Source organism: Chlamydia felis Fe/C-56, from assembly GCF_000009945.1.
GTDB classification, from domain to species: domain Bacteria; phylum Chlamydiota; class Chlamydiia; order Chlamydiales; family Chlamydiaceae; genus Chlamydia; species Chlamydia felis.
This window is the reverse complement of record NC_007899.1, coordinates 466,354-478,791: the sequence shown is the minus strand read 5'-3', so window position 1 is coordinate 478,791 and position 12,438 is coordinate 466,354. Positions and strand designations below refer to the sequence as shown.

Here is a 12,438-nt window from a genome sequence, read left to right as displayed (position 1 = left end):
ACATGCTTTTAAACATATGACAAGAAAATCGAATAAGTTCTTAATACTTATCTTATCATCGATTCTTTTCTGTGGAGTTTTGCTGCTGTGTACAACAAGCTGTCATACGAATACTTCTAGAGATAAACACTCTTTAAACATAGCGATTAGCCATGACCCAATGTCTTTAGACCCAAGAAACGTCAGCTTAAGTAAGGATATTTCTATAGCACAAGCTCTTTACGAAGGTCTGGTAAGAGAACGCCCTAACCATCCTGAGCTCGCTCTGACAGAGCGTTATACCGTATCCGATGATAAAACTATCTATACATTTTACCTTAAAGACACATCGTGGAGTAATGGAGATCCTGTAACAGCCCATGATTTTGAAGAGTCTATAAAACAAATTCTGCATCTTGGAGCAGCCTGTTCTTCTAACTCTCTCCTTGGAGTGATTAAAAACTACCAAGCTGTGATGAGCAAGCAATTGCCCATCGAATCTTTAGGAATTCGCGCTATAGACACATTGCAATTAGAAATTACTTTAGAAAAACCTATTCCCCATTTCTTAGAACTTCTCGCCGCCCCTATCTTCTTTCCCGTACATAAATCCCTGAGAGAATTTTCCTCGTCAGGAGGAGAAAAACTTCCGTATATATCTAACGGCCCTTTTATCATTGACTCCTACCATCCTCAAACTCAACTCATTATTAAGAAGAATCCTTTATACCACGACAAGCATTCGGTCCACATCGAAACAATCACATTTCAAATTGTTCCCGACGCACACACATCCTTGCAACTTTTTCAAAAACATCTTGTCGATTGGGTAGGGTCCCCGTGGAGCTCTCCCATCTCTAAAGAAGAGCAACATCATATTTCTAAAGATAAACTGCATACTTATCCGGTACTTGGGACAACATCTTTAATATGCAATCTAAAAAATAGTCCTACAAATAACATCTTCCTAAGAAAAGCTCTTGCCTACGCTATTGATAAACCATCCTTACTACAGTTTGTCAGCCACGGGAAAGTTGCTAACCATTTCCTCCCCCCAGAGCTATCTAAAATGCCAAGAATATCCGCTCAATCACCAGAAAAACGCCAACAACAAGCTTACGCTTATTTTAAAGAAGCAGAAAAAGAGCTCTCTCAAAAACAAATTTCAGAATTATCTATTATCTATCCCATAGAATCTACTTGCCTAAACGCCATTGTTCAAGAAATACAACAACAAATCAAAAATGTACTTGGAATTCATCTCACCATCCAAGGCTTGGAATATCATTGTTTCTTAGATAAAAGGCGTCGCGAAGACTTTACTCTGGCTACAGGAAGATGGATAGCAGAGTATCCTAGACCCTCATCTTTCCTTACTTTTCTTGGAAATCTTAAAAATAACGAATCAACGAAATGGGAAAATGCTCAATATAATCGCATCCTTACAGAGCTTCTTTCTCAAGAGGAAAAAATTCAGGATCAAATCTTAGCTGAAGAACTTATCGATGCAGAAAATCCAATCATTCCACTATACCACTTCAACTATACCTACGCTGCCAACCCTAAAATTCACAATGCCTACACATCATTACTCGGGCATATTGATTTGAAAGAAATAGAACTTACAGCGTAACATCCCTTTCTCAATATTCTGATAAATTCCCTACATTTTACTTAATTCAAACAAAATATTGACTTAACCTTGAAAAAAAATATCTCAAAGGCGACCCTCCTCACGAAGCAATGAATTATTTTATATTGAAGCCTCGAGAAATCGAAGATATAATGTTTTGGCTTGGGAAAGGTCCTAGATCATGAATACTTACCAAGTTATCAAAGAGATTAAGGGTGTTAGTAATGTTCCGTTATATAAAGAAACGCCTTATATTTAACCTGCTTTCTTTATGGATCATCCTGACCCTAACTTTCCTGGTTATGAAAACCATTCCTGGCGATCCATTCAATGATGAAAGTAGTAACGCTCTGTCACAAGAAACTCTACAAATTCTTAAGTCGCGTTACGGACTAAATAAACCTTTATATCAGCAATACCTACACTATTTAAAATCTTTAGTCACTTTAGACTTTGGAAATTCCCTAGTTTACAAGGATCGTAGCGTAACAAGCATAATCTCCTCAGCTTTTCCAGCGTCGGCAATTTTGGGGATTGAAAGTCTTCTTCTTTCTATTTCTGGAGGTATTTCTCTAGGAACATTAGCTGCATTAAGAAAAAAGAAACAAGGACGCTATATTCTCCTTTCTTCTATTTTACAAATTTCCATTCCGGCATTTGTTCTAGCAACTATGCTGCAATACATTTTCGCTGTAAAAATACCGATTTTCCCCATAGCTTGCTGGGGAAATTTCTCGCATACGATTTTGCCATCTCTAGCTTTAGCCATAACTCCTATGGCATTCATCACGCAACTAACCTTTTCTTCGGTATCCTCAGTCATAAATAAAGACTACGTGTTACTTGCCTACGCTAAAGGACTCTCCCCAATTAAAATCATACTCCGACACATTCTTCCCTATGCGGTATTCCCCACGATTTCCTACGCAGCATTTCTCGTAACTACTGTCATGACAGGAACTTTTGCTATAGAAAATATTTTTTGTATACCTGGGTTAGGAAAATGGTTTGTCTGTAGTATTAAACAACGCGATTATCCAGTTACTCTAGGACTGTCAGTATTTTACGGAGCTTTCTTTATGCTCTCCTCCCTATTGTCTGATCTCATACAAGCCATGATAGATCCTCAGATTCGTTATTCCTACAAAGGAGCTGAAAAAGAAACGATCCTTTCTCAAAAAAGTGAACGTCTCTAACGCAATCTATCGAATTTGGGTGACGAATAAACAGAATTAAAAGAAACAAACAGGACAATTGACAAACTTCATGGATATTCCTTTAAAATCTTCTTATCCCTCTCTTTGGCAACGTATGAAAGGAAATACCATGTTTATGGTAGGAGTTTCTATACTTGGAATTTTAATCTTAGGAGCTATTCTTCTTCCATTACTCTATCCTAATTACGAACAAACATCCTTAGAACATACCCTAACTCAACCAGGAAGAAAATTTCCTTTCGGAACAGATGCTTTAGGACGTTGCATGTTAGCGCGAACGACTCAAGGTATTCGCTTGTCGCTTCTTATCGCAGTAACAGCAACTCTCATAGATGTTTTCGTAGGATTGCTTTGGTCCACAGTAGCCTTATCTGCAGGGAAAAAAGTTGCCTTCCTTATGATGCGCATTACAGAAATCCTATTTTCAATTCCGAGAATTCCTGTAATCATTCTTCTTCTTGTTATCTTCGACCATGGGATTCTTCCTCTGATTCTTGCCATGACACTTACAGGATGGATACCTATAGCAAGAATTATCTACGGGCAATTTTTACTTTTAGAAAATAAGGAATTTGTACTTTCCGCCAAGACTATGAACGCCTCCACATTTCATATTCTAAGGAAACATCTTCTTCCCAATACACTTACTCCAATTATTTCCACGTTAATTTTTACCATTCCCGGAGCTATATATACAGAAGCGTTTATTAGCTTTCTAGGTTTAGGAATTCAGCCTCCACAAGCTAGCCTAGGAACATTGGTAAAAGAAGGTATCAATGCCATCGACTACTATCCTTGGCTATTTTTTATTCCTTCATTTTTCATGATTACGCTCTCGATCAGCTTTAACCTTATCGGAGAGGGAGCAAAGGCCCTATTCATAGAGGAAAACGCTCATGCCTAATACCCTGCTGAATATACAAAATCTCACCATAGCGTCCAAAAACCCTCGAAAATTGCTCATAAACAATCTTAGCCTCACAATTAAAAAACAGCATAGCCTAGCTTTAGTTGGAGAGAATGGTTCGGGGAAGACAACAATTACCAAGGCAATTCTCGGCTTTCTTTCAGATAATTGCGAAATCCTAGAAGGAAATATCTTCTTTGAAGATAAAGACTTGAAAACCATGTCGTATAAAAACTTCCAAAAAATCCGAGGAAGGAAAATCGCTACAGTCTTGCAAAATGCTATGGGATCTCTTACGCCATCTATGCGTATAGGAGCGCAAATTGTAGAAACCATACGACAACATAATGCTATAACAAAAAAAGAAGCCTATACAAGAGCTCTAGAACTACTCACAAGCGTACGCATACCCAATCCTGAACGGTGTTTTCATCTCTATCCTTTTGAATTAAGTGGAGGCATGCGACAAAGAACTGTCATTGCCATATCCCTAGCAAGTTCACCAGAGCTTATTCTTGCCGATGAGCCGACAACAGCGTTGGATTCTGTATCCCAAGCGCAGGTCCTGCGCATACTGCGTAAAGTGCATAAAGAAAACAACACAGCAATGTTGTTGGTGACCCATAATCTGGCACTAGTCTCGGAGCTTTGTGACGATATTGCAATTATCAAAGACGGTCAACTTGTAGAAACTGGAAGTGTCAAAAACATTTTCTCCTCTCCACAACACCCCTATACAAAACGTCTTCTTAAAGCCGTATCGAAAATTCCTTTAACAGCTTCCTCATCGCCTATTTTAAAAGCGAAACTTGAAACTTTAAGAAATACAGATACCCTACAGACAATTCATGACTAATTTAATCACTATAAATAACCTATCCATTTCAATTAGGAAGCAAGTCATTCTCAATGACGTTAGCCTACAATTGAAAAAGGGAGAATGTCTGACAATCGTTGGTGCAAGTGGATCAGGAAAGTCTTCATTGGCTCTGGCAATTCTAGGATTAATGAAACACGATCAAGGCTCGATTACTTTTCATGTTGATCCTAAAAAACCAAAAGCAAAAACAGTGCAAATTGTTTGGCAGGATGTGCATTCAAGTCTAAATCCTACAATGTGTGTCAAAGATCTCATTTTAGAACCTTTGCATATCATAGGAACTTACTCTAAAGAAAAACAAAAAGAAAAAATCCACCGTGTTTTACAGCTTGTTAACCTACCATTATCAATACTACAGTTAAAACCTCATAAACTTAGTGGGGGACAAAAACAACGTGTGGCAATTGCAAAAGCTTTAGTATGTGAACCCGATCTTATTATTTGTGATGAACCGATATCAGCTCTAGATACTCTCAACCAATCACTCATCTTAGAGCTTTTTCAAACAATAAAACAGCAATGTGAAAGCACTCTTCTCTTTATTACCCACGACATGTCTGCAGCCTACTATATTGCAGATACCATTGCCGTTATGGATAAAGGATCTCTGGTAGAATGTGCTCCTAGAGAACAAATCTTCCTGAATCCTAAACATGAAAAAACCCAAGAGTTACTCGATGCTATACCGATATTTTCCCTAGAAGATACTGAACTTCACCAAACTTATGTTCCTCAAGAGAAAGCTCTTGTTTAACCTAAACAAAACTACTTTAGACTCAAACCAAAGACCTAAAGTTCTTTGTAGTATGTGAAGAGTTATGTATACTGCGGTGCGTACTCATCTTACATTTGTCTTAAACCACGTGCTTGTAAAGCAACAATTGTAAAAACAAATACGACCACATACACACCTAAAGAACCGGTTCTCAACAGCATACAAAAATGGCTGTTAAGTGCTTTAGGCATTATGTGTAAATCATTGACAGGAAGAAGTTGAGCATGCTACGAACCAAACTAACAGCCGTTGAAATGGAGCGTCATTGACGATGGAAATTTCTCATATCTTGGAAGACCTCGCTTACGACGAAGGGATTCTTCCCAGAGAAGCTATAGAAGCTGCTATTGTCAAACATACGCAAATCACTCCTTACTTACTTCAAATTCTTGAAGATGCTACGGAACGCGTTCCCGAATTAATCAATGACGGCAGTTATCAAGGGCACCTCTACGCAATGTATTTACTAGCGCAGTTCCGAGAAACTCGAGCTCTTCCCCTTATTATAAAGCTCTTTTCCCATACAGGCGATACGCCACATGCTATTGCTGGTGATGTTCTTACCGAAGATCTTTCAAGAATTCTAGCTAGCGTATGTGACGATGACTCGTTAATTAAGGATCTCATAGAGTCCCCGGGAATTAACCCCTACGTAAAAGCTGCAGGGATTTCTAGCCTTGTGCATCTTGTAGGAATAAAAAAAATCTCTAGAGACGCAACTATCCGTTATTTTGGAGAACTGCTAAACTATAGATTAGAAAAAAGTCCTTCTTTTGCTTGGGATAGTCTCATAGCTGCCATATGTGCATTATATCCTGGAGAATTATTCTATCCGATTAGCAAGGCATTTAACGCTGGTCTAGTAGATGTAACCTTTATAAGCATGGAAGACGTAACAAATATCATAAATGAAGAAACTGTTGAGTCCTGCCTTCAAGAACTTCTGTTTTCACCAGAACTCATCAACGACACCCTAGAAGAAATGGAAAAATGGCTCGAAGACTTTCCAATAGAGCCCTAACCCTCTTGGGATTGTCCAACAGACCGTAACGCAAAGAGGTCCTAAGTGAATAAACAAAAACGTTTCCTATCTCTTTTATTCCTCACTTTTTCACTCTTAGGCATATGGTTTTGTCCTCACCCGGAAGCGATAAATCCTAATGCTTGGCATCTATTCGCGGTATTCACAACGACAATTTTAGGCATTATCCTACAACCGGTGCCTATGGGAGCCATAGTCATTATCGGGATCTCTACATTACTACTCACACGAACATTAACTTTAGAGCAAGGTCTATCAGGATTCCATGATCCTATTGCCTGGCTAGTCTTCTTGTCTTTTTCCATAGCAAAAGGGATTATCAAAACAGGCCTCGGAGAACGCGTTGCTTATTTTTTCGTAAGCATCCTAGGGAAAAACCCCTTAGGATTAAGCTACGGTCTGGTAATTACAGACTGTCTATTATCCCCAGCTATTCCTAGTGTTACAGCACGATCTGGAGGAATTCTCTATCCTGTAGTTATGGGCTTGTCAGAATCTTTTGGAAGCTCTGCAGAAAAAGGAACAGAAAGCCTTATCGGGTCTTTCTTAATTAAAGTGGCGTATCAAAGTTCTGTAATTACTAGCGCTATGTTTCTCACAGCTATGGCGGGGAACCCCTTACTAGCAGCTTTAGCAAGTAACGCAGGCGTAGCATTAACATGGGCAACATGGGCAAAGGCTGCGGTATTTCCAGGGCTGCTTAGTTTGGTACTCATGCCTATAGTTCTCTATAAACTGTACCCACCTACAATTACATCTTGTGAAGAAGCTATTCGCACAGCAAAATTACGTCTCAAAGAGATGGGACCTTTGAAAAAGGGTGAAAGGATCATCCTAATGATTTTCATTCTCCTAGTAGTCTTATGGACATTTGGAGACTTACTTCGGATATCTGCAACAACAGCAGCTTTAATCGGCTTGTCTTTACTTATCCTGACAAATATTTTAGATTGGCATAAAGATGTTATGGCAAACACAACTGCCTGGGAGACCTTTATTTGGTTCGGCGCTCTTATTATGATGGCGTCCTTCCTTAATCAACTCGGGTTTATTCCCCTAGTTGGTGATTCTGTAGCTGCGGCAGTATCAGGATTATCTTGGAAAGTAGGTTTTCCCATACTCTTCCTCATGTACTTTTATTCTCACTACCTATTCGCAAGTAACACAGCACATATCGGGGCCATGTTCCCCGTATTCCTAGCGGTATCTATATCATTAGGAACCAACCCTATTTTTGCCTGCTTAGTGCTTGCTTTTTCAAGCAACCTATTCGGAGGGCTTACTCATTATGGATCAGGACCTGCTCCTCTTTATTTTGGGTCACAACTCGTTTCGGTGAAAGAATGGTGGAGGTCTGGTTTTATTCTAAGTGTTATCAATATTGTCATTTGGGTAGGTATTGGCAGCTTGTGGTGGAAACTTCTCGGTCTCATCTAAGCCTCTGATAGCAATGAACATGAAATAAACCTTCTGAAAAGAAGGTTTTCTCATTGTCGATAAAAAAAAACACAGTTAACCTACGAAAACAACCGTATCCATTAATTGTTATGCACCCAAATTTTAGTGATCTCCGTGGTGTGGTTATTCCTGACAGGCCTACCCTGCCTAGAGAACTACAAAAATTTCCTTCTTTAATTCCTATTAATGACCAACGTTTTTCTCCTAAGTTTGATGCCGATATCGCTAAGCTTTTTCCTAAAACCTACGATAGTCCCTATCTAAAATTCACTTCGGGATCTCCTAAGTCTTCGCAACCATTAAAAGTCGGCGTTATGCTATCCGGAGGTCCTGCTCCTGGAGGGCATAATGTGATTTGGGGACTTCTACATAGCTTAAAAAAGGTCCATCCCGATAGTTCTTTAATAGGTTTTCTCAATAATGGTCAGGGCATTCTCAATAACAATACCATAGAAATTACCGAAGAATTCATGGAATGTTTTAGAAATTCTGGAGGATTCAACTGCATAGGAACAGGAAGAACAAATATCATCACCGAAGAAAATAAAGCAGCATGTTTAAAAACGGTACAAGCTTTGGATCTTGATGGTTTGGTAATTATTGGTGGTGATGGTTCGAATACAGCAACTGCTATCCTTGCAGAATACTTTGCTCAACATCATCCTAAAACATGTGTTCTTGGTGTTCCCAAAACTATTGATGGGGATCTCCAACACCTATTTTTAGACCTTACTTTCGGATTTGATTCTGCTACAAAATTTTACTCATCAATCATTAGCAATATTTCAAGAGATACTCTTTCTTGCAAAGCTCATTACCATTTTATAAAACTTATGGGACGTTCTGCTTCTCATATTGCTTTAGAGTGCACCCTACAAACACATCCCAATATTACCCTTATAGGCGAAGAAATCGCAGAAAAGAACGTCCCTTTGAAAACTATAATCCACAAGATATGCTCGATAATTTCTGATAGAGCATCTATGGGAAAATACTACGGGATAATTCTGATTCCTGAGGGCATGATTGAATTCATCCCAGAGATTAATAATCTTGTAAAAGAAATTGAAAGAATCCCCGAAAGTTCGGATAAATTCTCTTTGCTATCTCAAGAATCTCAGAAATTGCTAAAGAGCTTCCCAGAAGCTATTGCTAATCAGCTGCTCTATGATCGAGATGCTCACGGAAATGTTTATGTCTCTAAAATTAGCATAGATAAGTTGCTCATACATCTTGTTGACAACCACCTAAAGAAGCACTTTAAAAACGTTCCCTTTAACGCGGTTTCTCATTTCTTAGGTTATGAGGGAAGATCCTGTTTACCGACGAAATTTGATAATACCTACAGCTATGCTCTAGGATACGGTGCTGGAGTACTTACGTATAACCGTTGTAACGGCTATCTAACAGTGATCGAATCTCTTATCAATATAGTAGATAAATGGCGGTTACGTGCCATACCTATCGTAAAAATGTTTACTGCAAAGAAAAAATCAGACGGAACAATAAAACCTCTAATCAAGAAGAGTTTAGTCGATATCAGTAGTCCTGCTTTTCTTAAGTTTAAATTATACAGAAAAATCTGGGCTCTTGAAGATTCTTACCGCTATCTAGGACCGTTACAAATTGATACTCCACCGGACTCTCATTCCGATCATTTCCCTCCACTAACTCTTCTTCTCAATCATAACGAATGGCAAAAAAGATGCTCTATCTGTATGGAAATCCCTGACTGCGATTATTAAGTTCCTATCCGCACCTACATGAGAGTATAAGGAAAAAACTGGAATTTGTTCTCGACGAATTCGTTTTAAAAAATTAAATTAATATGAAAACCCCCTCTATAAACAGAAGAGACTCAGAGCCGAATGAGCACTACATGCCACAAGCGTGAACAACGCCACATTATTGAATTTAACATTCTGAATAATATTAAAACCTTCGGCATCCTCCATACGCCAGTACAAGTTTCTCCCTATCCCTTAGTTATTACTCTTCATGGCTTGGCCTCTAGTAAAATCGGCTCTAGACGTACTCACGTACAACTTGCTGAAAAATTGACAGAATGTGGCATAGCCGTGTTACGTGTTGATCTTCCTGGGCACGGTGATGCAGAGGGTTCCCTATATGATTTTTCTTTCAGTGATTATATTACTAGCGCTCACGAAATTATATCCCAAGGCTATAGACTACAGAATATCGATACAAACCGCATGGCTATTTTTGGTTCTTCATTAGGAGCAACACTAGCTCTATTGAATATGCCTACCTTGCATTATATCAAAAGTCTAGCTGTATGGGCACCCACAATTCAAGGTGCTGTATGGTTACAAGAAACCGTGAACTCTTCTAATCACATAATAGCCCATGACCCATACTCTGAAGATATTCTCTACGCAGGCATGCCAGTCAATAAAACTTTCTGTTCTCAATTTATTGAGATGGACGTTACCAAAGAAATCCCCAATTTTTCTGATTCCCTAGCGATTCTCCATATGCAAGGAGCAGAGGATACTACGGTATCTTTACGCCATCAGAAAATCTTCTCTGAAGCTATGAGCTGCAGGCCCAATCCTTGTGAGATACGTACGTATCCGAATACCGGCCATCATATTCCTCAGTCTTGCTCTATGTTTGCAGAACTTGTACAATGGTTAAAACATCAACTTATTCCCTAGGGACCACCCGTGGAACTCCTCTCTGTAAATAAAAGCTACTTCGAATTACAGCGTTTGCATTACCGCCCAGAAACTCTAAGCTTCTTAAATAATATCACCTCACTACACATTGTAGACTCTACAAAGTCTCCTTCTATCCCCAAAGATCTTCAAGAACACATTCCTAATCTATGTAGCATTCCTGAAGTGATTATTGAAACGGGAGAAGCTACACCATCAAAACAATTGAAAATTGGTGTTTTACTTTCTGGAGGACAAGCCCCAGGAGGCCATAACGTAGTCATAGGACTATTTGAAGGTTTACGCGCTTTTAATCCCCAAACAAAGCTCTATGGTTTTATTCAAGGTCCTTTAGGATTAACTCGTGGTTTGTATAAAGATCTCGATATTTCTGTAATTTATGATTATTACAATGTCGGGGGATTTGACATGCTCTCTTCGAGTAAAGAGAAAATCAAAACCAAAGAACAAAAAAGCACGATTCTTGCTACTGTAAAAAAGCTAAAGCTTGACGGCTTACTCATCATAGGAGGAAATGACTCTAACACTGATACAGCAATGCTCGCCGAATATTTCCTCAAGCATAACTGCAAAATTCCTGTTGTAGGTGTTCCTAAAACTATTGATGGAGATCTTAAAAATTTCTGGATTGAAACATCCTTAGGATTCCATACATCCTGTCGTATTTATTCAGAAATGATCGGAAATTTAGAAAAAGACACTTTATCTATAAAGAAATACCACCATTTTGTCCGTCTCATGGGACAAAGAGCTTCTTACACAACTTTAGAATGCGGTTTACAAACACTACCCAATGTTACCCTCATCAGCGAACATATCGCCATGAGAAAGATTTCCCTACAAAAACTGAGTGAGCATATCGCTTTAGGTTTAGTAAACCGCTATAGGTCGGGGAAAAATTATAGCACGATACTCATTCCTGAAGGCTTGCTAGAACATGTTTTCGATACAAAAAAACTTATAAATGAACTTAATGTTCTACTTTTAAATAACAATCCGAACTTGGATATTATTAATAAAAAACTCTCTCCAGAGTCTCTGAAGACATTTTCCTCCCTACCTACAGAAATTGCTCGTCAATTACTCATTGCTAGAGATTCGTATGGAAATGTTCGTGTATCTAAAATTGCCACCGAAGAACTTTTAGCGGCGCTAATAAAAAAGGAAATCCAGAAGATAGAACCCCAAATGGAATTCCAACCTGTGAATCACTTTTTTGGTTATGAATCTCGGGCTGGATTTCCTTCCAACTTTGATGCAAATTATGGACTAGCCTTGGGGATTATTTCTGCGCTTTTCATTGTCAGACAGCGAACGGGCTATATGGTGACTATTAATAATCTTGCACGTCCCTATAACGAATGGATTGGGGGGGCTACTCCTCTATATAAAATGATGCAACTAGAACATCGTCTAGGAGAGGATACTCCTGTAATTAAAACAGATTCTGTAAATCCCAATGCTGCAGAAGTACAGTATCTTTTAAATCAAAGTGACACTTGCTTAATGGAAGACCTTTATTGTTTCCCTGGACCGTTACAATACTTTAGCGAAGAACAACTGATTGACCAGCGACCTTTAACCCTACTGTGGGAGAGTAGAAAGAAATAAGCACCCTTTAAGGCAACATTGCTGGCTACTTCAAAAACTACTCAAAAGATGCTTATAGAAGAAAAAATAGCGGTAGTCGGACTTGAACCAACGACTCGCAGATTATGATTCTGCTGCTCTAACCATCTGAGCTATACCGCCACACTAGATGGTGAAAATTAATAGCGGGAGAAGGATTCGAACCTCCGACCTTTGGGTTATGAGCCCAACGAGATGACCACTACTCTATCCCGCGAT

At 38.9% G+C, this 12,438-nt stretch carries 10 protein-coding genes and 2 tRNA genes; 10 read left to right on the top strand and 2 right to left on the bottom strand.

The window, feature by feature from the left end:
- Positions 1 to 16 precede the first annotated feature (16 nt).
- The 10 genes from CF_RS02040 (at position 17) to CF_RS01995 (ending at position 12,201) form a co-directional block, all read left to right on the top strand.
- Complete coding sequence (locus tag CF_RS02040) at positions 17 to 1,612, top strand: peptide ABC transporter substrate-binding protein (RefSeq protein WP_041468078.1); 1,596 nt, start codon at positions 17 to 19, stop codon at positions 1,610 to 1,612.
- Positions 1,613 to 1,836: 224 nt separating this feature from the next.
- A complete protein-coding gene (locus CF_RS02035; protein ID WP_011457954.1) occupies positions 1,837 to 2,808 on the top strand; it encodes an ABC transporter permease in 972 nt (323 codons plus the stop codon).
- Between the two features lie 70 nt (positions 2,809 to 2,878).
- On the top strand, positions 2,879 to 3,733 hold the full coding sequence (locus CF_RS02030; RefSeq protein ID WP_011457953.1) for an ABC transporter permease: 855 nt from the start codon (positions 2,879 to 2,881) through the stop codon (positions 3,731 to 3,733).
- On the top strand, positions 3,726 to 4,592 hold the full coding sequence (locus CF_RS02025; protein WP_011457952.1) for an ABC transporter ATP-binding protein: 867 nt from the start codon (positions 3,726 to 3,728) through the stop codon (positions 4,590 to 4,592). Before CF_RS02030 ends, CF_RS02025 begins: the two co-directional genes overlap by 8 nt.
- On the top strand, positions 4,585 to 5,370 hold the full coding sequence (locus CF_RS02020; RefSeq protein WP_011457951.1) for an ABC transporter ATP-binding protein: 786 nt from the start codon (positions 4,585 to 4,587) through the stop codon (positions 5,368 to 5,370). The genes CF_RS02025 and CF_RS02020 overlap by 8 nt, the downstream gene beginning before the upstream one ends.
- Positions 5,371 to 5,656: 286 nt before the next feature.
- Positions 5,657 to 6,412, top strand: a complete 756-nt coding sequence (locus CF_RS02015) for a DUF1186 domain-containing protein (protein ID WP_173023625.1) — start codon at positions 5,657 to 5,659, stop codon at positions 6,410 to 6,412.
- 45 nt (positions 6,413 to 6,457) lie between these two features.
- Positions 6,458 to 7,870 (top strand): anion permease, encoded by a 1,413-nt coding sequence (locus CF_RS02010; protein WP_011457948.1) that lies wholly within the window; start codon positions 6,458 to 6,460, stop codon positions 7,868 to 7,870.
- A gap of 110 nt (positions 7,871 to 7,980) precedes the next feature.
- Complete coding sequence (locus CF_RS02005; protein ID WP_011457947.1) at positions 7,981 to 9,636, top strand: diphosphate--fructose-6-phosphate 1-phosphotransferase; 1,656 nt, start codon at positions 7,981 to 7,983, stop codon at positions 9,634 to 9,636.
- A gap of 123 nt (positions 9,637 to 9,759) precedes the next feature.
- A complete protein-coding gene (locus CF_RS02000) occupies positions 9,760 to 10,569 on the top strand; it encodes an alpha/beta hydrolase family protein (RefSeq protein WP_011457946.1) in 810 nt (269 codons plus the stop codon).
- Between the two features lie 9 nt (positions 10,570 to 10,578).
- Positions 10,579 to 12,201: a diphosphate--fructose-6-phosphate 1-phosphotransferase gene (locus CF_RS01995; RefSeq protein ID WP_011457945.1), complete on the top strand. Its 1,623-nt coding sequence runs from the start codon at positions 10,579 to 10,581 to the stop codon at positions 12,199 to 12,201.
- A 67-nt stretch (positions 12,202 to 12,268) separates the two neighbouring features.
- Here CF_RS01995 and CF_RS01990 read toward each other — a convergent pair.
- Both CF_RS01990 and CF_RS01985 read right to left on the bottom strand, forming a co-directional pair.
- A tRNA-Met gene (locus CF_RS01990) sits at positions 12,269 to 12,342 on the bottom strand.
- 21 nt (positions 12,343 to 12,363) lie between these two features.
- Positions 12,364 to 12,436, bottom strand: a tRNA-Met gene (locus tag CF_RS01985).
- Positions 12,437 to 12,438 lie beyond the last annotated feature (2 nt).

Bases quoted from the DNA above. Each gene is read 5' to 3' on its own strand.
- CF_RS02030 (WP_011457953.1), top strand. From the start codon at position 2,879: ATGGATATTCCTTTAAAATCTTCTTATCCCTCTCTTTGGCAACGTATG.
- CF_RS02035 (WP_011457954.1), top strand. From the start codon at position 1,837: ATGTTCCGTTATATAAAGAAACGCCTTATATTTAACCTGCTTTCTTTA.
- CF_RS02020 (WP_011457951.1), top strand. From the start codon at position 4,585: ATGACTAATTTAATCACTATAAATAACCTATCCATTTCAATTAGGAAG.
- CF_RS02000 (WP_011457946.1), top strand. From the start codon at position 9,760: ATGAGCACTACATGCCACAAGCGTGAACAACGCCACATTATTGAATTT.
- CF_RS02040 (WP_041468078.1), top strand. From the start codon at position 17: ATGACAAGAAAATCGAATAAGTTCTTAATACTTATCTTATCATCGATT.
- CF_RS02005 (WP_011457947.1), top strand. From the start codon at position 7,981: ATGCACCCAAATTTTAGTGATCTCCGTGGTGTGGTTATTCCTGACAGG.
- CF_RS02025 (WP_011457952.1), top strand. From the start codon at position 3,726: ATGCCTAATACCCTGCTGAATATACAAAATCTCACCATAGCGTCCAAA.